Below are 25,069 nucleotides of genomic sequence, written 5' to 3' on the forward strand. Positions count from 1 at the left end.
CTTTTAGAGCAGGTCCTTGAGCTTTTCGGCCAGCAGGTCCCAGCGCCACTTCTCCTCGACCCACTGGCGGCCCCGCTTGCCCATCCGGTCGCGGAGTTCCGCGTCCCCGAGGAGGGCGATGATGCGCTCCGCGGCCTCGGCGGGCTCACCGCCGCGGACGACCCAGCCCGTCTCGCCGTCGAGCACGGCGTCGGGGGCACCGCCCGAGTCGCCGGCCACGACCGGCAGTCCGGTGGCGGAGGCCTCCAGATAGACGATGCCGAGCCCTTCGACGTCCAGTCCGCCGCGGCGGGTGCGGCAGGGCATGGCGAAGACGTCGCCTGCGCCGTAATGCGCGGGCAGCTCGGACCAGGGCACCGCGCCGGTGAAGCGGACCGAGGCCTCGACGCCGGTCTCGCGGGCCAGTCGGCGCAGGTCCTGCTCGTAGGGGCCGCCGCCGACCACGAGCAGCACGGCGTCCGGCTCGGCGGCGAGGATCCGGGGCATGGCCTGGATCAGGGTGTCCTGGCCCTTGCGCGGCACCAGCCGGGAGACGCACACGACCACCGGCCGGTCGGTGAGCCCGAGCCGGGCCCGGACCTCGTCGCCGCCCGAGCCGGGGTGGAAGGTCTTCTCGTCGACCCCGGGTGGCAGCTGCACCATCCGCCGGGCCGCGTCCGGGGTCAGCGCGGTCGCTATCCGGGAGCGGGTGTACTCGCCGAGGTAGGTGATCGCGTCCGTGGAGTCCCCGATCCGGCGCAGCAGCTGCCGGGCGGCGGGCAGCTGGGCCCAGCCGGCCTCGTGCCCGTGGGTGGTGGCCACCAGTCGCTCGGCGCCGGCCCTGCGCAGCGCGGGCGCCATCAGACCGAGCGGCGCGGCCGCCCCGAACCAGACCGAGCCGCAGCCGTGCTCCCGCAGCAGCGAGACGGCCCGCCGGGTCGCGCCGGGCGTGGGCAGCAGCATGGTCGTACGGTCGCGTACGACGGTGAAGGGCTGCTCGGCGTCGAAGGCCGCCGTGGCCTCGACGCCCTCGCGACCACGCTTCCAGGTGGAGGCGTACACGACCAGCCGCCCGGGCTCCAGCCGCAGTGCCATGTTGTGCAGGAAGGCCTGGATGCCGCCCGGCCGGGGCGGAAAGTCGTTGGTCACGATCAGCGTCTTGTGCATCGTCGCCGACCCTACCGGGCGCGCTTCGTGGCACACACACAGGCGGGCAGGGGATCATGGGTCCGGACCGGGGCCGGTGTACGAACAGGGGTGCGGGTGAGCGGGAAGATAGCGGGACTGCTGGCGACTTGGTGCGCCACCCGGCTGGCGCTGCTCCTCTTCGTCTTCGGGGTCTACGTGTTCCCGGGCCCGGACGTCACCTCCGACGTGTCGGTGATCTACCAGGGCTGGTACGAGGTACTGCGCCAAGGAACGTTTCCGCTGGCCGATGTGACCTGGCAGTACCCGCCCGCCGCCGCGCTCGCGATCCTCTCCCCCGCCGCCCTGCCGTCCCTGAGCTACCCGCACGCCTTCTTCGTGCTGGTGTGCCTGGCCGACCTGGCCGGGCTGGCCCTGCTGGTGCACGCGGGCCGGCGGCCCGGCCGCTCGCTGCGCGGGGCGTGGACCTGGGTGGCGGGTGTGCCCCTGCTCGGCCCGACGGTGTACGCCCGCTACGACCTGATGGTGACCGTGGTGGCCGTGGCGGCCCTGCTCGCGGGGGTCCGGCACCCGCGGGTGATGGGCGCGCTGGTGGGTTTCGGGGCGCTGCTGAAGGTGTGGCCGGCGCTGCTCCTGGTGGGCGCCACCCGGCTGCGGGCGTGGATGTCGGCCGCGGTGACCGCGTGCGGCGTCGCGACCCTGTTCGCGGTGTCCATGCCGGGCGCCTTCGCCTTCCTCACCTTCCAGCGGGACCGGGGCACCGAGGTGGAGTCACTGGGCAGCCTGGTCTTCCACGTGGCCCGGCACCACGGCTGGCAGGGGCAGGTGATGCTGAACTACGGGTCGATCGAGTTCGTCGGCCCGTACGTCGGGCTGGTCAGCAATGTCGCGATGGCACTGAGCGGGGCGGCGGTCGGCTGGCTGGTGCTGTGGCGGCGACGGGCGTCCCGGTTCGAGGCGCACACGCTCGCGGACGCGGCCCTCACGGCGGTGCTGCTGTTCACGGTCACCAGCCGGGTGATCAGCCCGCAGTACCTGGTGTGGCTGATCGGGCTGGCCGCCGTGTGCCTGTGCTCCCGGGCGAGCCGCATGGGCGTCCCCGCCCTGATGGTCCTCGCCGCGACCTTCCTGACGGTCCTCGAGTTCCCGATCGGCTTCGTGCACGTGGTCGTGAGCGACACGTACGGCGTCACGCTGCTGGTCCTGCGCAACGGCCTGCTCGTCGCCGCCGCGCTCATGGCGGCCCGCCGGCTGTGGCGCTCCACCGTCCCCGTGGACACCGCGACACCGCCGGCGCCTCAGCCGGCTCCCGCGAGGGAGACCTCGGCCTCCTGACGGCGGGCCCGCCGGAACACCGCCACCGCCCCGCACCGCGCGGCCATCGCGAGCGCCATGGCCGGGCCGACTCCGGGCAGGCCGAGCCCGGAGAGCAGGTACACCAGGGGCAGCTGGACGGCGGCGCCGAGTTGAACTACCTCGTTTAGATGTAGCTCGATAAGAGCTAGCATGAGTCCCACGCCCGCTGCAAAGGAGGACTTCTCGTGCTGGAGCTGTCGATCCTGGGGTTCCTCGCCGAGGAACCCCTGCACGGCTACGAGCTGAAGGAGCGCATCAAGGCGCTGAGCGGGCACGTCCGGCCGGTCAGCGACGGTGCCCTCTACCCGGCCATCAACCGGCTGGTCGCCGCGGGCAAGCTCGACCAGCGCACCGAGGAGGGCACGAGCGCCGCCCCGCGCCGGGTGCTGTCCCTGACCGGGAAGGGCCGCGCGGACCTGCTGGAGCGGCTGCGCACCCCCAAGCAGGCCGAGATCACCGACCAGGTCCGCTTCAACACCGTCCTCGCCTTCCTGCGGCACCTGGACGACCCGGCGGAGCAGGCCGCGGTGCTGCGCCGCCGCCTGGACTTCCTGGAGACCCCCGCGAGCTTCTTCCACCGGGACGGGGAGCCGGTGCGCGCGGAGGAGGCGGGCGACCTGTTCCGGCAGGGGATGCTGCGGGTCGCCCGGGCCACCGGCAAGGCCGAGCGGGAGTGGCTGCGCGAGGCGGTCGAGGTGCTCGGTCAGCGCAGCTGAGCGCGCACGTACCGGCGCCACTCGGCGGTGAACGCCTCGGGCGTGGCCCCGAGCACCTTCTTCAGCGCCGCCTCGACCGCGCCCGCCCGCGCCCGGTGGGCGCCGACGGCCCGGTAGAAGGCGCCGAGCCGGTCCGCGCCCCAGTGCCCGGCGATCATCCGGCAGGCGAGCCAGCCGCTCTCGTAGGACTGCGCGAGGCGGGCGGGGTCGGTGCTGAAGCGGAAGTCCCTGTCGGCGGGGAGGCTCGCGGGCACCTTGCCGTCCTGGACCGCGCGGGCCAGCTCCGGTGCGGCCTGGGCGGGCGTGCGGCCGGTGCCGAGGTAGCCGATCCAGTCGGCGTACCCCTCGGAGAGCCACAGCGGGGTGGCGGCGTCGGTGTGCGCGCGGGTGGCCACATGGGTGGTCTCGTGGGTGAGCACGACCTGCTTGCCGAGGCTGCCCAGCATCACGTACGCCTCCGGGTTGACGACCACCCGGTCCGCGGGCGCCCTGCCCGCCCCGCCCACCTCGCCGGTGGTGACGGCGGCGATGCCCCGGTAGTCGGCGGCGGGCGAGCCGAGCAGCCCCGCCATGCCCTCCAGCGTGCGCGGGACGAGGACGACGACCCGGCGGGTCCAGTCGGTGCCCCACGCGCGGGAGACGGCCGGGACCGCGCGGTCGGCGAGCCTGGCGTAGGCGCGCAGGTCGCCGGCGCTCTGACCGGCGCCCAGCACCAGGCTGTGCGCACCCTTGACGGTGGTCACCGTGCCCTGGTCCCACAGCTGCTGCCCGGCCTTGCGCGCCGGCTTGTCGGCGGTCACGTACCACTTGCCGTCGGCGGTGCGGCTGAGCGCGAGGGTGCGGCGGACGCTGACCGGGGCGCGGTCGTAGCCGGAGATCCGGTAGCGCAGCTCGGCGTCGGCGGTGGCACCCGGGCCGTCACCGTGCACGGCGGTCACCCGGTAGGTCCAGGAGGCCAGCGGAAGCGCGCGCAGGCGGACGAACCCGGTCCGGGTGCCCGTCGTGCCGTACGCGGCCTCGTCGTGCCCGAGCAGGGCCGTGGAGCGCCGGTCGAGCACCTGCTGCACCTCGGCCGTGGCCGGATCGGCCGCGGTCCGCCCGCCGCATCCGGCGAGGGGCGCCGCGAGCAGCAGACAGAGTCCCGCCGCAGCGGCACGCCACACCCTTCCACGACCGGCCATTTCCCGATCGTACGGTGCGCGCGGGAGGTCAGGGACGGGTGACCGAGGAGATCGGCATCATGCCGACCGGGTCGTAGCGCACCGGCGCGCCCGGGTAGGGGGCGTGGATGACCCGGCCGTTGCCGACGTACATCGCCACATGGCTGGCGTCGGAGCGGTAGACGACCAGATCGCCGGGGCGCGCCTGCGAGAGCGGGATCTGCCGGCCGGCGTACCGCTGCTCCTGGGAGGTGCGCGGCAGGTGGATGCCGGCGTGCCCGTACGACCACTGCATCAGGCCCGAGCAGTCGAAGCCGGAAGGGCCGGTCGCGCCCCACACGTAGGGGCGGCCGAGGGCGGAGCGGGCGGCGGCGACGGCGGCGGCCGCGCGGGCGTCGGGGGCGACGACGCCGGACAGGTCGGGCAGGTCGACGCGGTCGGAGCCGTCGGAGCGGGAGGCCCGGTCGTAGGCGGCCCGCTCGGCGGCGGGCAGGGAGTTGAGCAGCTGCCGGGCCCTGGCGAGCTTCTTCTCCACGGTCCGCTTGTGCGTGGCGACCGCCCTGCGGCTCTGCTCCAGCGCGGCGAGCTTCCCGGCGGCCTCGGCTCGCTCCTGGGTCAGCTCACGCATCGCCGCGCTCAACTCGCGCAGCCGGTCCTCCTGCTGGGCGCCGATGCGGTCGAGGGTGGCCGCCTTGTCCAGGTAGTCGTCGGGGTCGTCGGAGAAGAGCAGCGCGACGGCCGGGTCGATGCCGCCGGCGCGGTACTGGGCGCCGGCCAGCGAACCGAGCCGCTCGCGCATGGTGTTGATGCGCTGCTGCTGCCGGGCGATGTGGTCCTGGGCGTCCCGGACCTCCCGGCGCAGCACGTCGGCGCGCTCGTCGGCCTTGTCGTAGGCCTGGGTCGCCCTCTCGGCCTCCTCGTAGAGGCGGTCCACCTCGGCACGGGTGTCCCCGTGCGGCGCCGCTTGGGCGGGTACGCCGCCGAGCGCGGCGGCCGCGGCCGACAACACGCACAGGGCGACGCCGGCGCCCCGGTTGAACCCGGACAGTGCAAGGCGGCGATGGGACCCCACGGCAGTCCTTCTGCTGGCGGACGAGGACAGCTTCCCCGGCGCGGGGGACGGGGAGGCCCCTGCGCCGGGGAATCGCGGCAGACAGTAGCCGTGCGGAAGGACCCCGCCGAACGCCGTCGGGCGGCGCGCAAACGCGACGTCCCGCCCCTGACGCAGGTCATGGGCGGGACGTGGAGTCAGTCTCGGTTCACCGGATTCGCCCGTTCGGGCGCCACCGAGTCAGCGTCGCGAAGTTGTCAGACCCGGACGCCGAACTGGAACGGCATGTTGCCGATGGCCTCGTAGCGGACCACGGCGCCGGTGTGCGGGGCGTGCAGCACCTGGCCGTTGCCGGCGTAGAGGCCGACGTGGTGCAGGTCGCCGTAGAAGAACACCAGGTCGCCGACCTTGAGGTCGCTCTGGCTGGAGATCCGGGTGCCGATGTTCGCCTGCGCCTCGGAGGTGCGCGGTATGGAGACGCCGGCCTGGGCATAGGCCCAGGAGGTCAGGCCCGAGCAGTCGAACGAGGAGGGGCCGGAGGCGCCGTAGACGTACGGCGTACCGATCTTGCTCTGGGCGGCGGAGAACGCGGCCGAGGCGCGGTTGGAGGCGGGCGGGGCGTCGCCGAGGTCCACCCGCTCGGTGGAGGAGCGGTTGGCCCGCGCCTGCTCGGCGGCGAGCGCGGCCTTCTCCTTGGCGGTCAGGGTGTTGAGCAGCTTCTGCGCCTCGGCGAGCTTGCCCTGGACTTCCTGCTTCTTGTTGCCCAGCTCGGTGCGGGTGGCGGCGAGGTCCTTGAGCTTATCGGTGGCCTCGGCGCGCTCCTGGGCGAGTTCGCGCTGTTTGTCCTGAATCTTCTTCAGGGCCTCGACCTGCTGGCTGCTCAACTGGTCGAGCGTGGAGGCCTTGTCGAGGAAGTCGTCCGGGTTGGAGGACAGGAAGAGCTGGACCGAGGAATCTATGCCACCGGAGCGGTACTGGGCGGTCGCCAGCGAACCCAGGCCGTCGCGGAGCTTGTTGAGCTCCTGCTGGCCGCGGGCCACGTTGTCCTGGATGGTGGAGATTTCCTTCTGCAGCTTCTGCTGCTTCTCCTTGGCCCCGTTGTACTTCTCGGTGGCCTGCTCAGCCTGCTCGTAGAGCTTGTCGACCTTTGCCTTGACCTCGTCCTTGCCGAGCTTCTCGCTCGGCGCGGCATTGGCGGCGTTCGCGCTGAGCGCGACGGCAGCGGCGGCTGCGGTGGTCAGCACGGTGACACGCGTGCGGCTCGGCTGCTTGGGTCGACGATGGGACGCCACGGAGGACGAACTCCTTCTTGTGAGTGATCACCCGTTCGGAGGTTCGAGCCCAGACCCTAGTGACCCAGCTGTGATCAGTTCAAATCCTCGCGGCAAAAAACCCTGTGACGCAATGCATTCTTTGCACATAACTCACGTGCAGTGAGGCGCGATTGACCCTACGTGGCGTGAGAGTCGGGCCAATTCGGGCATTGCATATGTGCGTTGGACCTTCAGGACAGTCGCTTCAGAAGTACCGCAGAGGCGACGGGACGGGCACCGGCCCTGGCGACCCCGTCGGCCACCTCCCGGTCGGTCGAGGCGACGATGACCGGACGGCCCGGCGGCTCCGCGCGCACCAGCTGGCGGATCAGCTCGTCGGCCGTGACCCCCGGCTTGGAGAACAGCACCCGCACCCCGCGCGGCGGCGCGAGCAGCACCGGCGCGGCCAGTTCGGCGCCGTCGAAGACGCAGGTCACCTCGGCGCCGGTCTGCGCGGCGAGCGCCGAGAGCTGCCCCAGGAGCCGCAGCCGCTGCTTCTCCAGCGGCATCTGCGGATAGCCGGTCTTGGTGACGTTGTAGCCGTCGACGACCAGATGCGCCTGCGGCAGCGCGAGCAGCTGGTCCAGGATCGCCGGGTCGTTCTCGGACAGGGCACGGGCCGCGATGTCCTTCGGGGTCATACGCCCCGGTTCGACCGCGTCCACGGTCTCGGCCGGGCGCACGGAGACCGGGGGCAGGGCGAGTTCGCGCCGCAGCCCCTGGGTGGCGTCCAGCAGGGTGTCGAGCAGCAGGCGAACCCGCATGTCCTCGACGCTGCGCCCCTCGCGGGCCGCCCGGCGGGTGGCCTCCAGCCCGGCCTCGGCCTCGGTCAGACGGGCCTTGAGCCGGCGGGACTCGCTCTCGGCGGCCGACAGCTGTGCCTGCCCCTCGGCGCGCACGGCCTCGATCTCGCCCTGGACCTTGCGCAGCGCGGCCTCGCCGCGCTTGACGTCGCTCAGCGCGGCACGGAGCTTGCGGTGCAGCGACTCCGCTTCCCTCTTCGCCGACTCCAGTTCGCCGCGCAGCCGTTCGGTCTCGGTCCGGGTCTGCGCCCGGGCCTCGGCCAGTTCCTCGCGCAGCCGCTCCAGCTCGGCCCGGCTCTCCTCGTCGGCCCGCTCGGCGTCCGCGCGCTGGGCCTCCTCGCCGGCCGCGGTGACCAGCTTCACCCAGCCCGCCGGACGCAGTACGTAGGCCGCGGCCGCCACGTCTAGCGGATCCGCGGCCGGGGGCGGCGAGCCGGAGTCGAGGGCGCCGGACAGCTCCGGCTGCGCCTCTCTGAACTTCTCTCCGATCCGCTGCCGGAAGAGCGGATCGGTCTCCAGCGCGGCCGCCATCGCGTTCCCGGCGAACTTGGCCCGCCGATTCGGGGCGAACCGGGCGTACTGCCGCAATTGGGCGGGCAGTTCCGCCAGGGTCAGGCCGCCGAATCCGTCCGAGACGATCTGCACGACCCGTCGGCGCACTCCGTCGGGCAGCGGACGGTCAAGCACCTCAGCGGTGCCGTCGCCCGGCCCCCCGCCTGCGGTCTCCACCATCCGTCACACCCCAATACCTGTACGGGGCCCGCTCCGCTCAGGAGCCGGCGCCCGGCCTGTCCACGAGTTCCACCTGGTCCACCGCGTTGCACCAGCGGCAGCGCACCGAGTCGATGGTCTCACTGACCACCTCGCGCTCCTCGACCGTCGGCTCACCGGCGAGGTCGAGGTGGACGTACTCGACGACCTTCGACGAGCGGGTCACGTCGAAGCGGGTGAGGTTGCCGCAGAGGGTGCAGCGCCATCGCGTCGTGGCGGTCGGCAGGGGAACCGTCATCGTGACTGTTCGCTTCCTTCTCGGGTCGGTCCGCGCCGCTCCTCGACGCGTTGGCTCGTAACCCTACGGCCTGGCGGGTCCTCACCGCCCGTCCGTCCGCGGCGGCGAGGCGGTCTGTCAGGTTGCGTCCCCTTACGTCATGCTCTGTAGTCATGATCAACACCTGGAGCACGACGGCCGGCCGCACACTCAGGGCGTTCCGGGGCGCCCCCGCGCCGATGACGTACGCCCTCATCGCCGTGTGCTCCCTGATCTTCGTCCTGGGCCCGGCCTCCGGACTCACTCCGGCGTACGGCTCCACGGACGCGCTGCCGGCCGCGCAGCGCGCGTACTTCCGGCACTGGGGGGTGGTCCCGGCGCGGCTGTTCGACGAACCCGTCCGGGAGGCCCTGACCCCGGTCACCGCGCTGTTCGTGCACGGCAGCTGGGTGCACCTGATCGGCAACATGCTCTTCCTCTTCGTCTTCGGGATCATGACCGAGGAACGAATGGGCCGGGTGGAGTTCACCCTCTTCTACGTCTGCTGCGGTTACCTGGCCCTGCTGGGCTACGCGGCCGCCAACGCCACCTCCGAGCAGTCCCTGGTGGGCGCGTCCGGGGCCATCTCGGCGGTTCTCGGCGCGTTCCTCTATCTGTTTCCCCGCGCCCGTGTCACCAGTCTGCTCCCGTTCCTGTTCTTCCTGCCGATGCGCTTCCCGGCCTGGGTGGTGCTGCCCTTCTGGGCGGCGCTGCAGTGGCTGGCGGCGGGGCGCGCCGTCGAGGGACCGGGGGTCGCCTACCTGGCGCACCTGGTCGGCTTCGGGGTGGGGTTCGGTTACGCATGGGTGCGATACCGGCGTACCACTAAGGTTGAGTGCGCACCGGCTCCGGCACCCGAGGGAGAGAACCCGTCGTGATCACCGCGATCGTCCTGATCAAGACCAGCGTGGACCGGATCCCCGAGATCGCGGAGCAGGTCGCTTCGCTGGACTCGGTGAGCGAGGTCTTCTCCGTCACCGGTACGTACGACCTGATCGCCATGGTGCGGGTGCGCCGGCACGAGGATCTGGCCGACGTGATTCCGGGGCGGATCAGCAAGATCCCCGGGGTCGAGGCCACGGACACGCACGTCGCTTTCCGTACGTACTCGCAGCACGACCTCGAGGCGGCCTTCTCGATCGGTCTGGACAACTGATCGGCTGAAGACCGCCCCACCAGGCGTTCAGAGACTCACACCGCCGGGACGCAGCGGCCCTCCTCCGTGCGGTACGTCCACTTCGCGCCCTCGGTCACCAGTTCCTTCACCGCCGCGACGAAGCGCTCCACGTGCTCGTCGGGGGTGCCCGCGCCGAAGCTCACGCGGATCGCGTTCAGGGACTCCTCGCCCGGCGCGGCCTCGGGGGCGCCGCACTCGCCCTGGGTCTGGGGGTCGGAGCCGAGGAGGGTGCGGACCAGGGGGTGGGCGCAGAACAGGCCGTCGCGGACGCCGATGCCGTACTCGGCGGAGAGTGCGGCGGCGAAGTGGGAGCTGTTCCAGCCGTCCACGACGAAGCTGATCACGCCGACGCGGGGGGCGTCGTCCCCGAAGAGGGACAGGACCCGGACCTCGGGCACCTCGGCCAGGCCCGCTCGCACCTTCGCGATCAGGTGCTGCTCGCGGGCGACCAGCGCGTCGAAGCCGGCCTCCGCCAGCGCCTTGCAGGCGGAGGCGATGGAGTAGGCGCCGATGACGTTCGGGGAGCCTGCCTCGTGGCGGGCGGCGCTCTCGTGCCACTCCACGGCCACTCCCCCGTCCTCGCGCCGGGTCACCTTGCGGCTGGCGCCGCCGCCCGCCAGGTACGGCTCGGCCGCGACCAGCCAGTCGGCGCGGCCGGCCAGGACGCCGGAGCCGAAGGGGGCGTACAGCTTGTGGCCGGAGAAGGCGACCCAGTCGACGTCGAGGTCCTGGACCGACACGGGGTGGTGCGGGGCCAGCTGGGCGGCGTCCAGGACGATCCGGGCGCCGTGCGCGTGCGCCGCGGCGGCCAGCTCGCGCACCGGCCACAGCTCGCCGGTGACGTTGGAGGCGCCGGTGACGCAGACCAGGGCCGGGCCGTGCGGCTCACGGTCGGCGAGGGCCCGCTCCAGGGTCTCGACGGCCTGCCGTGGGGTGCGCGGGGCGTCGAGGCAGGTGACGCGGGCGTCCCGCCAGGGCAGCAGGGAGGCGTGGTGCTCGGTCTCGAAGACGAAGACCTGGCAGCCGGCGGGCAGGGCGGCGGCGAGGAGGTTCAGGGAGTCCGTGGTCGAGCGGGTGAAGACCACCTGGTCGGCCGCACGGCAGTCGAGGAACTCGGCGACCGTCCTGCGGGCGTTCTCGAACAGGTCGGTGGAGAGCTGGGAGAGGTAGCCGGCCCCGCGGTGGACGCTGCCGTAGTACGGCGCGTAGGCCGCCACGTCGTCCCAGACGCGCTGGAGGGCGGGGGCGCTGGCCGCGTAGTCGAGCGCCGCGTAGGTGACTGCGCCGCCGGTCACGAGCGGAACGGTGACGTCACTGCCCAGAACGGGCAGAGGGGCACAAACGGACTGGTCGGCGGCAGCGGTGAAGACGGACATGGCGAGCTCCTGTGAGAGGAATGCGGAACCACCACGTGAGCGCGTACGGCTCGAACGTGGGGAAGGTGAAAGGGGTACGCGGAGGCGGGGCTCTACGCCCTATCGCATTCGCTTGCTCACAGAAGGCTCCCTCGACGACCAGGACCCCTGGTTTGCGAGGGGTCCGCGCTTGCCGTGGACCTCGCTGCCCACGGCCCGGTCTTCACCCGGGGCACCCCGCCACGGACGGAGGGTTGCCGGACAGTCGGCCGGGGCCTCATGACTGTCACTCATGACCTGATCAGGAACGTAGCCGAGCCGATCGCCGCCGCGCAACTTCTGTCCGGATCCCGGGACACCGCCGCGACGGCGATCAGCCACCCGCTACTTGTTGCTGGCCGCCACCCACCGCTCCAGCGTCCGCTTCGCCTCGCCCGAGTCGATCGACACGGCCGCCCTGGCCATGCCGGCGCGGAGCTGCTCGGCCAGGGGGGCCCCGGTCGGTTCGAGGGCCACCAGGGCGGCCGCCGAGTTCAGCAGGACCGCGTCCCGTACCGGCCCCTGCTCGCCGTCCAGCACGCGGCGGGCGACCTCCGCGTTGTACGACGCGTCGGCGCCGCGCAGGGCCTCCACGGGGACGAGGTCGATGCCGACGTCCCGCGGATCGAAGCTCTCCTCCGCGACCTTGCCGTCCCGGACCACCCACACCCTGGAGGTGGACGTGGTCGTCAGCTCGTCCAGGCCGTCGTCGCCGCGGAAGACCAGCGCGGAGTTGCCGCGCTCGGCGAGGACCCCGGCCACGATCGGCGCCATCCGGGGGTCGGCGACACCGACCGCCTGGGCGCGCACCTTGGCCGGGTTGGTGAGCGGGCCGAGCACGTTGAAGGTCGTACGGATACCCAACTGGCCGCGCGCCGCGGCGACATGACGCAGCGCCGGGTGGAACTTCACCGCGAAGCAGATGGTGATGCCGGCCTCGTCGGCGACCTCGGCGACCCGCTTCGGGGTCAGGTTCAGGTTGATCCCGAGCTTCTCCAGGACGTCGGAGGACCCGGAGGCGGAGGACGCGGCACGGTTGCCGTGCTTGACGACCTTCGCTCCGGTGCCGGCGACGACGATCGACGACATCGTGGAGATGTTGACCGTCTTGGCGCCGTCACCGCCGGTGCCGACGATGTCGACGGCGGGCCCGGGTACCTCGATCACGTTGGCGTGCTCGTACATGGTCCGCACGAGTCCGGTGATCTCCTCCACCGTCTCGCCCTTGGACCGCAGGGCCACCAGGAACCCGGCGATCTGCGCGTCGGTCGCCTCGCCGCGCATGATCAGGTCCATCGCCCAGGCCGTGTCGTCGGCGGACAGGTCCTGGCCGTCCAGCAGCCCGTTCAGCAGGGCGGGCCAGGAACGGCCCGCCGCGGTGTCGCCTCCAGCGGGGGTCACAGCGCTCATAGCCGCTCCTGGGTGTCTAGAAGAACAGTGTGGTCCCACCCTATCCAGCCCGGGACACGGCGAAGGGCCCCGTCCGCAACACGGACGGGGCCCTTCGGCGTGGCGTGGCGACGCGAGGATCAGTGGTGGCCGTGGCCGCTCGTGATCTCCTTGTACTCGTCGACAGTCGGCTTCGGGATCTGGTTGTCCTCGCCGTAGTAGGCGTTGCTGAGCTTGGCGCGCAGCTTCTCGGACCCCTTCACCTTGCGCTCGACACCGTTCTCGTCGACCGTCGGGCCGATCTCGGCCGGCTCGTACTGGTGGTGAGCCGTGAGGGTGTGCAGCTGCTCCTGGCTGAGCGGCTCGTGCACCTCGATGAACTCACCGTGCGGCAGGCGCTTGATGATGCCGGTCTCGCGACCGTGCAGCACCTTGTCGCGGTCGCGGCGCTGCAGGCCGAGGCAGATCCGCTTGGTGGTGATGAACGCGATGACCGGTCCGGCGAAGAAGAAGATCCGGACGAACCAGGTCACGTCGTTGATCGACAGGTGGAAGTGGGTGGCGATGAGGTCGTTGCCACCACCGATCAGGCCGACCATGTACACGGTGACCCAGGCGACACCGAACGCGGTACGGGTCGGGGCGTTGCGCGGGCGGTCCAGGATGTGGTGCTCGCTCTTGTCGCCGGTGACCCAGGACTCGATGAACGGGTAGAGCGCGATCGCGGCCAGGACGAGGCCGAAGAGCACCAGCGGGATGAACACGCCCAGGACGAGCGTGTGACCCCAGAAGTTGATCTCCCAGCCCGGCATGTAGCGGACCAGACCCTCGGCGAAGCCCATGTACCAGTCGGGCTGGGCGCCGGTGGACACCTGGTCGGGGCGGTAGGGACCCATGGCCCAGATCGGGTTGATCTGCGTCACCGCGGCGATGGCCGCGATCACACCGAAGACCAGGAAGAAGAAGCCTCCGGCCTTGGCCATGTAGACCGGCAGCAGCGGCATGCCGACGACGTTGTTGTTCGTCTTTCCGGGACCCGCGAACTGCGTGTGCTTGTGGTAGAAGACCAGGATCAGGTGGCCCACCATCAGGCCGAGCATGATGCCCGGCAGCAGCAGGATGTGGATCGAGTAGAACCGGGCGACGAAGTCGTGACCGGGGAACTCGCCGCCGAAGAGGAAGAACGAGATGTAGGTGCCGACGATCGGCATCGACAGGATCGCGCCCTCGGTGAAGCGGACACCGGTGCCGGAGAGCAGGTCGTCCGGGAGCGAGTAACCGGTGAAGCCGGTGAACATGCCCAGGACGAACAGCAGGAAGCCGAACAGCCAGTTGATCTCACGCGGCTTGCGGAACGCGCCGGTGAAGAACACGCGCATCATGTGCACGAACATGCCGGCGAGGAAGATCAGCGCGGCCCAGTGGTGGATCTGCCGGATGAGCAGACCACCGCGCACGTCGAAGGAGATGTGCAGGGTCGAGTTGAACGCCTCGGACATCAGCTGTCCCTGGAGCGGGACGTAGCTGCCGTGGTACTCCACCTCGTTCATCGACGGGTGGAAGAACAGCGTCAGGTAGACACCGGTCAGGATGATGATGAGGAAGCTGTACATGCAGACTTCGCCCAACATGAACGACCAGTGGTCGGGGAAGATCTTGCGCATGTTGGACTTGGCCAGGGAGTAGATCCCGAGCCGTCCGTCGGCCCAGTCGGCCACCCGCTCGCCGGCCGGCGCCTTGCCGCGTCGCTCGTTGTTCTCGTTGGTGCTCATCCGCGCTCCCAGAATGCAGGACCGACGGGCTCTTCGAAGTCGCCGAGCGCCTCGAGGTAGCCCTCGTCGTTCACGCCGATGCGGAGCTGCGGCAGGGCGTGACCGGCGGGGCCGAAGATCACTCGGGCACCGTCGGAGAGGTCGAAGGTGGACTGGTGGCACGGGCACAGCACGTGGTGCGTCTGCTGCTCGTACAGGGAGATCGGGCAGCCCACGTGGGTGCAGATCTTCGAGAACGCGACGATGCCCTGGTGCGACCACTCGAGCTCGCGCTTGTCCTTGATGTTGTCCGGCTGCAGCCGGATGATCATCAGGGCCGCCTTGGCGATCTCGTTCTGGAAGTCCTCCTGTGCCTCCTCCAGGCCCTCGGGCTTGGCGAAGGTCAGCGAACCGACGGCGACGTCCTCCGGACGCAGCGGCTGGTTCGTGTTCATGTTGACGAGCAGCTTGCCCTTGGCCCACAGCGTGTGGCGCAGCGAGGTGCCGGGCAGCGGACCGAGGTCGCGCAGCAGCATGACGCCGGAGAGCGGCACCATGGCCAGCGCACCGAACATCGTGTTGCGGATCAGCTTGCGGCGGCCGAGCGCCGACTCCTTGGCACCCTGCTTGAAGTCCGCGTGGACCTTCGCACGGACCTCGGGGGAGGCGGCGATCGGGTGCCGCTCGTCGGCGACCTCGACGTCGGACATCAGGGTGCGGGCCCAGTGGACCGCGCCCGCGCCGATGCAGAACAGCGCCGTACCGAGGGTCAGGCCGAGCGCGAAGTTCAGCGCGCTGATGTGGCCCAGCGGGAAGACGAAGATCGCCTTGTCCTGCGGGATCGCCACGTACGAGGCGATGAAGCCGACGGTGGCCAGCATCGACACCGTGAACAGCAGGGCGACGAAGCGCTCGGACCGCTTGGCGGCCCGCTCGTCGATGTCCTGGATCCGGTGCTCGTGGGGCGGCAGCCCCGGGTCCGCGAACGGGTTCTGCTCGTCCGCGACGCTCACGGCGCCGTGCGCGTGCTCCTGCTCAGCGGGCAGGTTCTCTTCTGGAATGTCTTGGCTACTCATGACTTCTTGGCCTTTGCGGTCCGAGCGGCGACCCAGACGGCTACCGCGATCAGCGCACCGAGGCCGAAGACCCATGCGAACAGGCCCTCAGTGACCGGACCGAGGCCACCCAGCTCCATGCCGCCCGGCTGCTCCGTCTCGCTGCTGTTGATCGCGTGCAGGTACGCGATGATGTCCTTCTTGTTCTTCTCCGACAGCGTGGTGTCGGGGAAGGACGGCATGTTCTGCGGGCCCGTCTGCATGGCCTCGTAGATGTGCTTCGGGTCGACGCCCGTCAGGTCCGGGGCGAACTTGCCCTTGGTGAGGGCACCACCCTTGCCGGTGAAGTTGTGGCACTGCGCGCAGTTGGTACGGAACAGCTCGCCACCCTTGGCGATGTCCGCACCCTCCGGGCCGTACTGCTGCTTCGTCGGCACCTCGGGACCGGCGCCCAGCGAGGCGACGTACGCCGCGAGCTGGTCGATCTGGTCCTGGGTGTAGATGTTCTTCTTCTTCACGACCTGCGGGCCCTGCGAGGTGGCGGCCGGCATACGGCCGGTCGCGACCTGGAAGTCGACCGCCGCGGCGCCCACGCCGACCAGGCTCGGGCCGTCGGAGGAGCCCTGGCCACCGGTGCCGTGGCAGCTGGCGCAGCCGACCTCGTAGAGCTTCTTGCCCTCCTTGATGGTCAGGGACTGGGAGGTTTCATCGGCCTGCGCCTTGCTCGCGGGCGCGAACGCGGCGTACAGCCCCCCAGTGGCCGCCAGCGCGAAGAGTAGGACGACGACCGCCGCCAGCGGATGGCGTCGTCGTGCGGAGAGCTTTTTCACGGATTACCCCGGTGTCAGGATCTTCTGCGTCGATGCTTCTGGATGTGCGGGAGCGGTCCCGGCTACTTGATCAGGTAGATCGTGGCGAAAAGGCCGATCCAGACCACATCGACGAAGTGCCAGTAGTAGGACACGACGATGGCGGCGGTCGCCTGCTCGTGAGTGAACCTCTTGGCCATGTAGGTGCGGCCCAGGACAAACAGGAAGGCGATGAGACCGCCCGTCACGTGCATGCCGTGGAAGCCGGTGGTCAGGTAGAACACCGAGCCGTACGGGTCGGAGGACAGGGAGATCCCGTCCTTCTTCACCAGCTCGGTGTACTCGTAGATCTGACCGCCGATGAAGATCGCACCCATGATGAAGGTGAGGATGAACCAGCCACGGAGCTTCTTCACGTCCCCGCGCTCGGCGGCGAACACGCCGAGCTGGCAGGTGAGCGAGGAGAGCACCAGGATCGTGGTGTTCGTCGCGGAGAACGGCACATTGAGCGCCTCCGCCTGCTCCTTCCAGTGCGCCGGACCGGTCACCGATCGGAGGGTGAAGTACATCGCGAAGAGGGCCGCGAAGAACATCAGCTCGGAACTCAGCCAGATGATGGTTCCGACGCTGGTGAGGTTCGGTCGATTGACCGACGGGTGCGCGTGCCCGGTTTCTACTGTCGTTGCTGTCGCCACGACCGACATTATGTCGGTCGCTTATCCCGCCCTCACTCCGGGGGGTGCCGTTCGGAGTGTTGCTGCCCGCCGAACCGGTGTTGACGTGGTGTTCATGGGAGTAACATCCGCCCCGAACGGCCCTGTCCGTACGACGCTGACGTCTCGGAGGAAGCATGCAGCCGACCGCTACGGTGCTGGTGTACAGCGACGACTCCAACACCCGGGAACAGGTGCGGTTGGCCGCCGGCCGCAGGCCGGCTCCCGATGTGCCCCAGGTCGAGTTCGTGGAGTGCGCGACTCCCGAAGCGGTGGTGCGGGAGCTCGCCAAGGGCGGCATCGACGTGTGCGTGCTCGACGGTGAGGCCGTGCCCATGGGGGGCATGGGGGTGTGCCGGCAGATCAAGGACGAGGTGTTCAACTGCCCGCCTGTGCTGCTGTTGATGGGACGGCCTCAGGATGCGTGGCTCGCCACGTGGAGCCGGGCCGATGCGGCGGTCACCCTGCCGGTGGACCCGGTGGAGTTCGCGGCCGCCCTGGCCGGTCTGCTGCGTCAGAAGCGGTTGCTGAGCGCCTAGCGGAGCGGGGCGCGGGGCCGCACGTCGGTACGGCCCCGCGCCCCCTGGCCGCTCACACGGCCGTCGGCTGCAGGCGCAGGGCGTCCTGCGGAGCAGGGCCGTCCGGGGTGCCGTTGACGAGGGCGCTGCCCGTGCGCCACTTCTTCCAGTCGACGTTCCAGTCGCCGAAGCCGTTGCCGAAGGGCTCCATCGGGTTGCCGTTGGAGTTGACGACCTTGACGATGTCGCCCTCGTGGATGTTGTTGAAGAACCACTCGGCGTTGGACGTGCTCATGCCGGTGCAGCCGTGGCTGACGTTCTCGTAGCCCTGGGAGCCCACTGACCAGGGCGCGGCGTGGACGTACTCGCCCGACCAGGTGACCCGGGTGGCGTAGTAGACCGGCAGGTCGTACGAGTCGGAGCTGCCCTCGGCGATGCCGACCGTGGTGCCGCGCATGCGTACGAAGTACTGCTTGGCCAGTACGACCTTGACCCCGTTGCGGGTCTCGAAGCCGGGCTTGCCGGTGGTGACGGGGATCGACTGGACCGCCTGGCCGTTCTTGTAGAACGTCAGCTGGTGCGCCGCGGCGTCCGTGACGGCCTCGATCCGGTCACCGATGGTGATCTTCAGCGCCTTGGACTTGCCGCCCCAGAGACGGTCGCCGATCTTCACACCGTCGAGGTTGCTGTGCACCTGGATGGTGGCGTGCGCGGGCCAGTACTCCTTGGGGCGGTAGTGGAGTTCCTTGTCGCTCACCCAGTACCAGGCGCCCTGGACGGCCGGGGTGGCGTCCACCCTGAGGCCGCGCTCCACGACGGCCCGCTGCGCCTTGTCCTTGACCTCGTGGTCGAGTTGGGCGGTGATGGGCTGCCCGACGCCGTACTGGCCCGAGTCCGGCCCGAACGTGACGTTCAGGCGCTTGGTGGTCGAGGGTTTGGTGGTGTCGAAGCTGAGGGTCTTGCGGCCGGGCGCACCGTCCTCGTCCTCCGTGCTCACCACGACCGTGTAGTGGGCGTTGGCGGCCAGCGGGGAGGTGCTGTGCCACCGGCTGCCGTCGGCCGCGAGTTCGCCCGCCACGAAGCGCCCTGTGGCGTCGTAGGCGGTGACGTCCGTGATCCGGCCGTCGTCGGTGCTGGTGGTGATCTCCAGGGGCTTGTCCGGGTCGGCCTGCTTCCCGGTGCCCGTGGGGCCGTTGAAGGAGATCTGGTCCGCTGCGTCGTACGGCTTGGCCGACAGGGGGTTGCCGTCCGAACCGCAGCCGGTGACGCCCGCGCCGAGGGCGGCCACCAGCAGGGTGCAGCTGACGACGGTGCGGGTACGCGGAGTGTGGTTCATATGATCACGTTATGAGACTCAGACCCCATTTGCGCGCCATGTAACCCTTACGAGGGACGGACCTGCGCAAAAGCAGGAGCCCGGACCCTCCTGACGGAGTGTCCGGGCTCCCGGTGCGCTACTGCGTGCTACTGGGTGCGGTTCTCACCGTGGTAGTACTCGAACACCCAGCCGAACAGGCCGACCAGGATGAACGGTGCGCCGAAGTACAGCAGCCACCAGCCGACCGCGACACCGAGGAAGGCCAGCGCGCCACCGAAGCCGAGGGCGAGCGGCTGCCAGCTGTGCGGGCTGAAGAAGCCCAGCTCGCCCGCGTCGTCCGCGACGTCGGCCTCCTTGTCGTCCTGCGCACCCGCGTCGACCCGCCGGGCGGTGAAGCCCAGGTAGAAGCCGATCATGATGCACAGGCCGAAGGCCAGGAAGAGCGCCGTGGTACCGGCCGGCTCCTTCGACCACACGCCGTACACGACGGCCATGATCAGGACGAAGAAGCTCAGCCAGATGAACATCCGGCCCTGGATCTTCACTTGCCGGCCTCCTTGCTGCCCTCGATGGCGCTGCCGTGACCGGCGTACTCGAGCTGCTCGAGCGCGGCGATCTCGGGGTGGTGCAGGTCGAACGCCGGGGATTCACTGCGGATCCGCGGCAGGGTGAGGAAGTTGTGCCGCGGCGGCGGGCAGGAGGTCGCCCACTCGAGCGAACGGCCGTAGCCCCACGGGTCGTCCACGCCGACCGGCTTGCCGTACTTGGCCGTCTTCCACACGTTGTAGAGGAACGGCAGGATCGACAGGCCGAGCAGGAACGAACCGATCGTCGAGATCGTGTTCAGCGTGGTGAAGCCGTCGGCCGCCAGGTAGTCGGCGTAACGGCGCGGCATGCCTTCCGCACCCAGCCAGTGCTGGACCAGGAAGGTGGTGTGGAAGCCGATGAACAGCGTCCAGAAGGTGATCTTGCCGAGGCGCTCGTCCAGCATCTTGCCGGTCATCTTCGGCCACCAGAAGTGGAAGCCGGAGAACATGGCGAAGACGACCGTGCCGAAGACCACGTAGTGGAAGTGGGCCACCACGAAGTACGAGTCGGAGACGTGGAAGTCCATCGGGGGCGAGGCCAGGATGACGCCGGTCAGACCACCGAACGTGAAGGTGATCAGGAAGCCGACGGCCCAGAGCATCGGAGTCTCGAAGGACAGCGAGCCCTTCCACATCGTGCCGATCCAGTTGAAGAACTTCACACCGGTCGGTACGGCGATCAGGAACGTCATGAAGGAGAAGAACGGCAGCAGCACACCGCCGGTGACGTACATGTGGTGGGCCCACACGGTCACGGACAGACCGGCGATCGCGATGGTGGCCGCGATCAGACCCATGTAGCCGAACATCGGCTTGCGGGAGAAGACCGGGATGACCTCGGAGATGATGCCGAAGAACGGCAGCGCGATGATGTACACCTCTGGATGGCCGAAGAACCAGAAGAGGTGCTGCCAGAGCAGGGCTCCGCCATTTGCCGCGTCGAACACATGCGCACCGAATTTACGGTCCGCCTCCAGGGCGAACAGCGCGGCCGCGAGGACCGGGAAGGCGAGCAGGACCAGGACGGCGGTCAGCAGCACGTTCCACACGAAGATCGGCATGCGGAACATGGTCATGCCCGGGGCACGCATGCAGATGATCGTGGTGATGAAGTTGACCGCGCCGAGGATGGTGCCGAAGCCGGAGAAGGCCAGACCCATGATCCACATGTCGGCGCCGATGCCCGGGCTGCGGACCGCGTCCGACAGCGGGGAGTAGGCGAACCAGCCGAAGTCGGCCGCACCCTGCGGGGTGAGGAAGCCGCCCACGGCGATGGTCGAGCCGAACAGGTAGAGCCAGTAGGCGAACATGTTCAGCCGCGGGAACGCCACGTCGGGCGCGCCGATCTGCAGCGGCATGATCCAGTTCGTGAAACCGGCGAACAGCGGCGTCGCGAACATCAGCAGCATGATCGTGCCGTGCATCGTGAACGCCTGGTTGAACTGCTCGTTCGACATGATCTGCAGGCCCGGACGGGCCAGCTCGGCGCGCATGAGGAGCGCCATCACGCCGCCGATCAGGAAGAACGCGAAGGACGTGACCAGATACAGCGTTCCGATGGTCTTGTGGTCGGTGGTGGTGAGCCACTTGACCACGACATTGCCGGGCTGCTTGCGCCTGACCGGCAGCTCGTTCTCGTACGAGTCCTCAGCTGCCGCGGCACCCTGGGGTTCGTTGAGGATGCTCACAGGTTGTTCGTCTCCCGGTTCTTCTCGTGCGGCGTCTGCGCGATGCCGGCGGGAATGTAACCGGTCTGCCCCTTCTTGGCGAGGTCCTTGAGGTGCTGCTCGTAGCGCTCGGGGGAGACGACCTTCACGTTGAACAGCATCCGGGAGTGGTCGACGCCGCAGAGCTCGGCGCACTTGCCCAGGAAGGTGCCCTGATGGTTGGGAACCACCTGGAAGGCGTTGGTGTGGCCCGGGATCACGTCCTGCTTCATCAGGAACGGCACCACCCAGAAGGAGTGGATGACGTCACGCGAGGTGAGGATGAAGCGGACCGTCTTGCCCTCGGGAAGCCAGAGGGTCGGGCCGGGGTTACCGGTCTGGGGGTTCTTCGTGCCCGGCGTACCGACGTCGTAGACACCGCCGGCGTTCGCCGGGAACTCCTTGCGGAACCGGTCCGGAATGGCGAGCAGTTCCTTGGACGTCTTGGCATTGCCGGGGGAACCGGGAACGTCCGCGATGTAGTTGAAGCCCCAGCTCCACTGGAAGCCGACCACGTTGACCGTGACGTCGGGCTTCTTGTCGAGGCTGAGGAGCTTCGTCTCGTCCCGGGCCGTGAAGTAGAACAGCACCGAGATGATGATGATCGGGACCACCGTGTACAGGGCCTCGATCGGCATGTTGTACCGAGTCTGCGGAGGTACCTCGACCTTGGTGCGGCTGCGCCGGTGGAAGAAAGCACTCCACAGGATCAGGCCCCACACCAGCACGCCGGTGGCCAGCGCGGCCGCCCAGGATCCCTGCCACAGGGAGAGGATCCGCGGAGCCTCTTCCGTGACCGGGGTGGGCATGCCAAGGCGGGGGAAGTCCTTGTATGTGCAACCGGTTGCGGTCGCAAGGACCAGGCCCGCGGTCAGTGCCTGCAGCAGCTTCCGCCGCATCGGGCGCCGCGGCGAGCGGTCGGAGCCGTTGGGACTCACGTAGCGCCTTCCCGAGAGTCTCGCCCGCGCGGTTCGGCTGCGGCCTTCTCGCTGGTCGGTCGCCGCCCTGCGTCGGGCAGGGGTTTGGATGTTTATGCGGACCAAACCCTAGCCGACGCCCTCCGGGGGTTCGCGGGGAGGGTGGCATACGCGCCGCCTATCACTCCGTAGGGGTGGGATTGGGCGCCTAATAGCTCGGGTTGTCGCGGTTTGGCGGGCGGGTGCCGGGTGCGTTGTCGCTGGTCGCGCCGTTCCTCGCGCCCCTGCGGTGGTTGCCCTCACCGAAGTTTTAACGTTGAGGGGTGTCCTACTTCGACGCTGCTTCCGCGGCTCCCCTCCATCCCGTTGCCCGCCAGGCATTGTTGGCCTCTTTGGATGAAGGGTGGGCCGATCCCGCTCGGTTGTACCGGGAGGGGCGCAGGGCGCGGATGCTGCTCGACGCGGCTCGGGAGGCGGCGGCCGAGGCGGTGGGGTGCCGGGCGGACGAGGTGGTGTTCACGCCGTCCGGGACGCGGGCCGTACACACCGGTGTCGCGGGGGCGTTGGCCGGGCGGCGGCGGGTGGGACGCCACCTGATCGTGTCCGCCGTCGAACACTCCTCGGTACTCCATTCGGCTGAAGCATTCGAGGCCGAGGGCGGCTCGGTGAGCACCGTGGCCGTCGACCGGGCGGGAGCCGTCGCCCCGTCGGACTTCGCGGCCGCGCTCCGGCAGGACACCGCGCTGGCCTGTCTGCAGTCGGCCAACCATGAGGTCGGGACCGTGCAGCCGGTGGCCGAGGTGGCCGAGGTGTGCCGGGCGGCGGGAGTGCCGCTGCTCGTGGACGCCGCCCAGTCGCTGGGGTGGGGGCCGGTCGAAGGCGGCTGGTCGCTGCTGGCGGCGAGCGCCCACAAGTGGGGAGGGCCCTCGGGGGTGGGACTGCTCGTCGTGAAGAAGGGAGTGCGGTTCGCGCCGCAAGCTCCCGTGGACGAGCGCGAGTCGGGTCGCGCCGCCGGGTTCGAGAACCTCCCGGCCATCGTCGCGGCCGTGGCCTCCCTGCGTGCGGTACGGGCGGAGGCGGCCCAGGAAGCGGTACGACTGCGGGAGCTGACGGAGCGGATCCGGCTGCGGGTGCCGCGGCTGGTGCCGGATGTCGAGGTGGTCGGCGATCCGGAACGGCGGCTGCCGGGGATCGTCACCTTCTCCTGTCTCTATGTCGACGGAGAGGCCCTGCTGCACGAGTTGGACCGGGAGGGTTTCTCCGTGTCGTCCGGGTCGTCCTGCACGAGCAGCACGCTGACGCCCAGCCATGTGCTGAGGGCGATGGGGGTGCTGAGCGAGGGCAATGTGCGGGTGTCGCTGCCGTCCGGGGTGGCGGAGGAGGACGTGGAGCGGTTCCTGGCGGTGCTGCCGGGAGCCGTGGCCGGGGTGCGGGAGAAGCTGGGGGCGCCCGCCCCGGCGACCGTGACCGTGGTCCGCGCGCAGGAACTGGTCGTCGACTCCCTCGGCAAGCGGTGCCCGATCCCGGTCATCGAGCTGGCCAAGGTGATCGGGGACGTGCCGGTGGGCGGCACGGTGCGAGTTCTCTCGGACGACGAGGCGGCCCGGCTGGACATCCCCGCGTGGTGCGAGATGCGGGGGCAGGAGTACCTGGGCGAGGAGCCTGCGGAAAAGGGCTCGGCCTATGTGGTCCGCCGGGTGAGCTGAAGAGGGGGCCGGGGGGCGAGCCCCCCGGGAAGGGGCGCGGGTCTGTGCCGATGTGCGGCTCCGCCGCGTGGGCGCGACCGGCCCCCACGCACCCGCGCCCGGGAGGCGGACGTCAGCCCAGGTGAGTACGGACCTCCTCGGCGGCCTCGTCCCCGTACGCCTTGGTGAACCGGTCCATGAAGTGTCCTCGCCGCAGCTGGTACTCCTGTGTCCCCACCGTCTCGATGACGAGGGTCGCCAGCATGCAGCCGACCTGCGCCGCGCGCTCCAGGGAGACCCCCCAGGCCAGGCCGGAGAGGAAGCCGGCGCGGAAGGCGTCGCCGACGCCCGTGGGGTCGGCCTTGCGCTCCTCCTCGGCACAGCCGACCTCGATCGGGTCCTCGCCGGCCCGCTCGATGCGCACGCCCCGCGAGCCGAGCGTGGTGACGCGGTGGCCGACCTTGGAGAGGATCTCGGCGTCGGTCCAGCCGGTCTTGGACTCGATGAGCCCCTTCTCGTACTCGTTGGAGAAGAGGTAGGTCGCCCCGTCCAGCAGTATCCGGATCTCCTCGCCCTCCATACGGGCGATCTGCTGGGAGAAGTCGGCGGCGAACGGGATGTCCCGGGAGCGGCACTCCTCCGTGTGGCGGAGCATCGCCTCCGGGTCGTCGGCGCCGATCAGGACCAGGTCGAGGCTGCCGACGCGGTCGGCGACCGTCTTCAGCTCGATGAGGCGGGCCTCGCTCATCGCACCGGTGTAGAAGGAGCCGATCTGGTTGTGGTCGGCGTCGGTGGTGCACACGAAGCGGGCGGTGTGCAGGGTCTCGGAGATACGGACCGAGTCGGTGTCCACGCCGTGGCGGTCCAGCCAGGCTCGGTACTGGTCGAAGTCGAAGCCGGCGGCTCCGACGAGGATGGGCCTGGTCCCGAGCTGGCCCATGCCGAAGGCGATGTTCGCGCCGACGCCGCCCCGGCGAACGTCCAGATTGTCGACCAGGAAGGAGAGCGAGACCGTGTGCAGCTGGTCCGCGACGAACTGGTCGGCGAAGCGGCCGGGGAAGGTCATGAGGTGGTCGGTGGCGATGGAGCCGGTGACTGCGATGCGCACGACAGGCATTCTCCTGCGGGAGGCTGGATTGACAGTTCACGCTACCCGCTCATGGGCAGCCACTGAAGCTGGCAAAACTACCCGATAGTAGATCTTTCTTCGCGAGGCTCGGCATGCCTACGGTGCCATCATGACGAACCTTAAGGTCCACTCCTCCGCTCCGGCCGATCTCGAGGGTGACCTCGCCTCGCTGCGCGGGGACTGCGCCCGGATGGCCCCGCACTGGACGGTTCCCCGGCACGCCGACTCCCGCCCGGTGCCGCCGTCGCTGATCCACGGGGTGACGGTGCCGAAGAGGTCCGCCCGGCTGCTGGACGCCATGTCGGACTACGGCGACTGACGCCCGGCCGTACCGCGGGAACCGCACGCTCCCCTCACCCGTCCCATCGCC

The 25,069-nt window shown here is 70.0% G+C and carries 25 protein-coding genes and 1 riboswitch; of the genes, 7 read left to right on the plus strand and 18 right to left on the minus strand.

Translation table 11 applies throughout. From position 1 onward, the window contains the following. Nucleotides 1–3: 3 nt before the first annotated feature. The gene (locus FB157_RS02105; RefSeq protein ID WP_145875309.1) at nucleotides 4–1,146 is read right to left on the minus strand and encodes a glycosyltransferase family 4 protein; all 1,143 of its coding nucleotides are present in this window, start codon (nucleotides 1,144–1,146) and stop codon (nucleotides 4–6) included. 96 nt (nucleotides 1,147–1,242) lie between these two features. On the opposite strand from FB157_RS02105, the gene FB157_RS02110 reads away from it, so the two are divergent. Further along, nucleotides 1,243–2,460, plus strand: a complete 1,218-nt coding sequence (locus FB157_RS02110; RefSeq protein WP_398946014.1) for a glycosyltransferase family 87 protein — start codon at nucleotides 1,243–1,245, stop codon at nucleotides 2,458–2,460. Here FB157_RS02110 and FB157_RS02115 read toward each other — a convergent pair. After that, the gene (locus tag FB157_RS02115) at nucleotides 2,424–2,642 is read right to left on the minus strand and encodes a hypothetical protein (protein WP_145875311.1); all 219 of its coding nucleotides are present in this window, start codon (nucleotides 2,640–2,642) and stop codon (nucleotides 2,424–2,426) included. The two genes, FB157_RS02110 and FB157_RS02115, sit on opposite strands and share 37 nt — an antisense overlap. A gap of 24 nt (nucleotides 2,643–2,666) precedes the next feature. Here FB157_RS02115 and FB157_RS02120 point away from each other — a divergent pair, with 24 nt between their 5' ends. Then, nucleotides 2,667–3,197, plus strand: coding sequence for a PadR family transcriptional regulator (locus tag FB157_RS02120; RefSeq protein ID WP_145875313.1), 531 nt, complete (start codon nucleotides 2,667–2,669; stop codon nucleotides 3,195–3,197). Here the strand turns inward: FB157_RS02120 and FB157_RS02125 are convergent. From FB157_RS02125 to FB157_RS02145, 5 genes are all read right to left on the minus strand, one after another. Continuing rightward, nucleotides 3,185–4,378, minus strand: coding sequence for a hypothetical protein (locus FB157_RS02125; RefSeq protein ID WP_145875315.1), 1,194 nt, complete (start codon nucleotides 4,376–4,378; stop codon nucleotides 3,185–3,187). The genes FB157_RS02120 and FB157_RS02125 overlap by 13 nt on opposite strands. A gap of 28 nt (nucleotides 4,379–4,406) precedes the next feature. Beyond that, on the minus strand, nucleotides 4,407–5,429 hold the full coding sequence (locus FB157_RS02130; protein ID WP_145875317.1) for an NlpC/P60 family protein: 1,023 nt from the start codon (nucleotides 5,427–5,429) through the stop codon (nucleotides 4,407–4,409). A gap of 236 nt (nucleotides 5,430–5,665) precedes the next feature. Beyond that, complete coding sequence (locus FB157_RS02135; protein ID WP_145875318.1) at nucleotides 5,666–6,700, minus strand: NlpC/P60 family protein; 1,035 nt, start codon at nucleotides 6,698–6,700, stop codon at nucleotides 5,666–5,668. Nucleotides 6,701–6,912: 212 nt separating this feature from the next. After that, on the minus strand, nucleotides 6,913–8,256 hold the full coding sequence (locus tag FB157_RS02140; protein WP_145875321.1) for an NYN domain-containing protein: 1,344 nt from the start codon (nucleotides 8,254–8,256) through the stop codon (nucleotides 6,913–6,915). A gap of 37 nt (nucleotides 8,257–8,293) precedes the next feature. After that, nucleotides 8,294–8,533, minus strand: coding sequence for a hypothetical protein (locus tag FB157_RS02145; protein ID WP_145875323.1), 240 nt, complete (start codon nucleotides 8,531–8,533; stop codon nucleotides 8,294–8,296). Nucleotides 8,534–8,685: 152 nt separating this feature from the next. Between FB157_RS02145 and FB157_RS02150 the strand changes: the two genes are divergently transcribed. Both FB157_RS02150 and FB157_RS02155 read left to right on the plus strand, forming a co-directional pair. Continuing rightward, nucleotides 8,686–9,429: a rhomboid family intramembrane serine protease gene (locus FB157_RS02150; RefSeq protein ID WP_145875324.1), complete on the plus strand. Its 744-nt coding sequence runs from the start codon at nucleotides 8,686–8,688 to the stop codon at nucleotides 9,427–9,429. Then, the gene (locus FB157_RS02155; protein ID WP_145875327.1) at nucleotides 9,426–9,707 is read left to right on the plus strand and encodes an Lrp/AsnC family transcriptional regulator; all 282 of its coding nucleotides are present in this window, start codon (nucleotides 9,426–9,428) and stop codon (nucleotides 9,705–9,707) included. The genes FB157_RS02150 and FB157_RS02155 overlap by 4 nt, the downstream gene beginning before the upstream one ends. A gap of 35 nt (nucleotides 9,708–9,742) precedes the next feature. Here the strand turns inward: FB157_RS02155 and FB157_RS02160 are convergent, their stop codons facing one another. The 6 genes from FB157_RS02160 to FB157_RS02185 all read right to left on the minus strand — a co-directional run bounded on the left by FB157_RS02160 (nucleotide 9,743) and on the right by FB157_RS02185 (nucleotide 16,830). Next, nucleotides 9,743–11,104: an aminotransferase class V-fold PLP-dependent enzyme gene (locus FB157_RS02160; RefSeq protein ID WP_145875329.1), complete on the minus strand. Its 1,362-nt coding sequence runs from the start codon at nucleotides 11,102–11,104 to the stop codon at nucleotides 9,743–9,745. 160 nt (nucleotides 11,105–11,264) lie between these two features. Next, nucleotides 11,265–11,381: riboswitch (SAM riboswitch) on the minus strand. Nucleotides 11,382–11,467: 86 nt separating this feature from the next. Next, nucleotides 11,468–12,532: an anthranilate phosphoribosyltransferase gene (gene trpD, locus FB157_RS02165; protein WP_145875331.1), complete on the minus strand. Its 1,065-nt coding sequence runs from the start codon at nucleotides 12,530–12,532 to the stop codon at nucleotides 11,468–11,470. Nucleotides 12,533–12,651: 119 nt separating this feature from the next. Further along, a complete protein-coding gene (locus FB157_RS02170; RefSeq protein ID WP_145875333.1) occupies nucleotides 12,652–14,283 on the minus strand; it encodes a ubiquinol-cytochrome c reductase cytochrome b subunit in 1,632 nt (543 codons plus the stop codon). Beyond that, entirely contained in the window at nucleotides 14,280–15,338 is a 1,059-nt protein-coding gene (locus tag FB157_RS02175) for a ubiquinol-cytochrome c reductase iron-sulfur subunit (protein ID WP_145875335.1), read from the minus strand. Before FB157_RS02175 ends, FB157_RS02170 begins: the two co-directional genes overlap by 4 nt. Beyond that, nucleotides 15,335–16,147, minus strand: coding sequence for a c-type cytochrome (locus tag FB157_RS02180; protein ID WP_145875336.1), 813 nt, complete (start codon nucleotides 16,145–16,147; stop codon nucleotides 15,335–15,337). Before FB157_RS02180 ends, FB157_RS02175 begins: the two co-directional genes overlap by 4 nt. 62 nt (nucleotides 16,148–16,209) lie before the next feature. Next, nucleotides 16,210–16,830 carry a heme-copper oxidase subunit III gene (locus FB157_RS02185; RefSeq protein WP_094220137.1) on the minus strand — a complete coding sequence of 207 codons (621 nt, stop codon included), beginning with the start codon at nucleotides 16,828–16,830 and terminating at the stop codon, nucleotides 16,210–16,212. A gap of 146 nt (nucleotides 16,831–16,976) precedes the next feature. Here FB157_RS02185 and FB157_RS02190 point away from each other — a divergent pair, with 146 nt between their 5' ends. Beyond that, a complete protein-coding gene (locus FB157_RS02190; RefSeq protein WP_145875338.1) occupies nucleotides 16,977–17,378 on the plus strand; it encodes a response regulator transcription factor in 402 nt (133 codons plus the stop codon). 52 nt (nucleotides 17,379–17,430) lie between these two features. Here the strand turns inward: FB157_RS02190 and FB157_RS02195 are convergent, their stop codons facing one another. The 4 genes from FB157_RS02195 to coxB all read right to left on the minus strand — a co-directional run bounded on the left by FB157_RS02195 (nucleotide 17,431) and on the right by coxB (nucleotide 21,906). Then, a complete protein-coding gene (locus FB157_RS02195) occupies nucleotides 17,431–18,693 on the minus strand; it encodes an Ig-like domain-containing protein (RefSeq protein WP_145875340.1) in 1,263 nt (420 codons plus the stop codon). Nucleotides 18,694–18,821: 128 nt separating this feature from the next. Then, nucleotides 18,822–19,220: a cytochrome c oxidase subunit 4 gene (locus FB157_RS02200; RefSeq protein ID WP_145875341.1), complete on the minus strand. Its 399-nt coding sequence runs from the start codon at nucleotides 19,218–19,220 to the stop codon at nucleotides 18,822–18,824. After that, nucleotides 19,217–20,950 carry a cytochrome c oxidase subunit I gene (gene ctaD, locus FB157_RS02205; RefSeq protein ID WP_145875343.1) on the minus strand — a complete coding sequence of 578 codons (1,734 nt, stop codon included), beginning with the start codon at nucleotides 20,948–20,950 and terminating at the stop codon, nucleotides 19,217–19,219. Before ctaD ends, FB157_RS02200 begins: the two co-directional genes overlap by 4 nt. After that, nucleotides 20,947–21,906, minus strand: a complete 960-nt coding sequence (coxB, locus tag FB157_RS02210) for a cytochrome c oxidase subunit II (RefSeq protein ID WP_145875345.1) — start codon at nucleotides 21,904–21,906, stop codon at nucleotides 20,947–20,949. Before coxB ends, ctaD begins: the two co-directional genes overlap by 4 nt. 302 nt (nucleotides 21,907–22,208) lie before the next feature. On the opposite strand from coxB, the gene FB157_RS02215 reads away from it, so the two are divergent. Next, nucleotides 22,209–23,591, plus strand: coding sequence for a cysteine desulfurase/sulfurtransferase TusA family protein (locus FB157_RS02215; RefSeq protein ID WP_145875347.1), 1,383 nt, complete (start codon nucleotides 22,209–22,211; stop codon nucleotides 23,589–23,591). A 112-nt stretch (nucleotides 23,592–23,703) separates the two neighbouring features. Here FB157_RS02215 and FB157_RS02220 read toward each other — a convergent pair whose 3' ends face one another. Continuing rightward, on the minus strand, nucleotides 23,704–24,678 hold the full coding sequence (locus FB157_RS02220) for a carbohydrate kinase family protein (RefSeq protein WP_145875349.1): 975 nt from the start codon (nucleotides 24,676–24,678) through the stop codon (nucleotides 23,704–23,706). A 130-nt stretch (nucleotides 24,679–24,808) separates the two neighbouring features. Here FB157_RS02220 and FB157_RS02225 point away from each other — a divergent pair, with 130 nt between their 5' ends. Further along, the gene (locus FB157_RS02225) at nucleotides 24,809–25,018 is read left to right on the plus strand and encodes a hypothetical protein (RefSeq protein WP_145875351.1); all 210 of its coding nucleotides are present in this window, start codon (nucleotides 24,809–24,811) and stop codon (nucleotides 25,016–25,018) included. The last annotated feature ends 51 nt before the right edge of the window (nucleotides 25,019–25,069 follow it).

The organism is Streptomyces sp. BK340 (assembly GCF_007827595.1).
Lineage (GTDB): Bacteria > Actinomycetota > Actinomycetes > Streptomycetales > Streptomycetaceae > Streptomyces.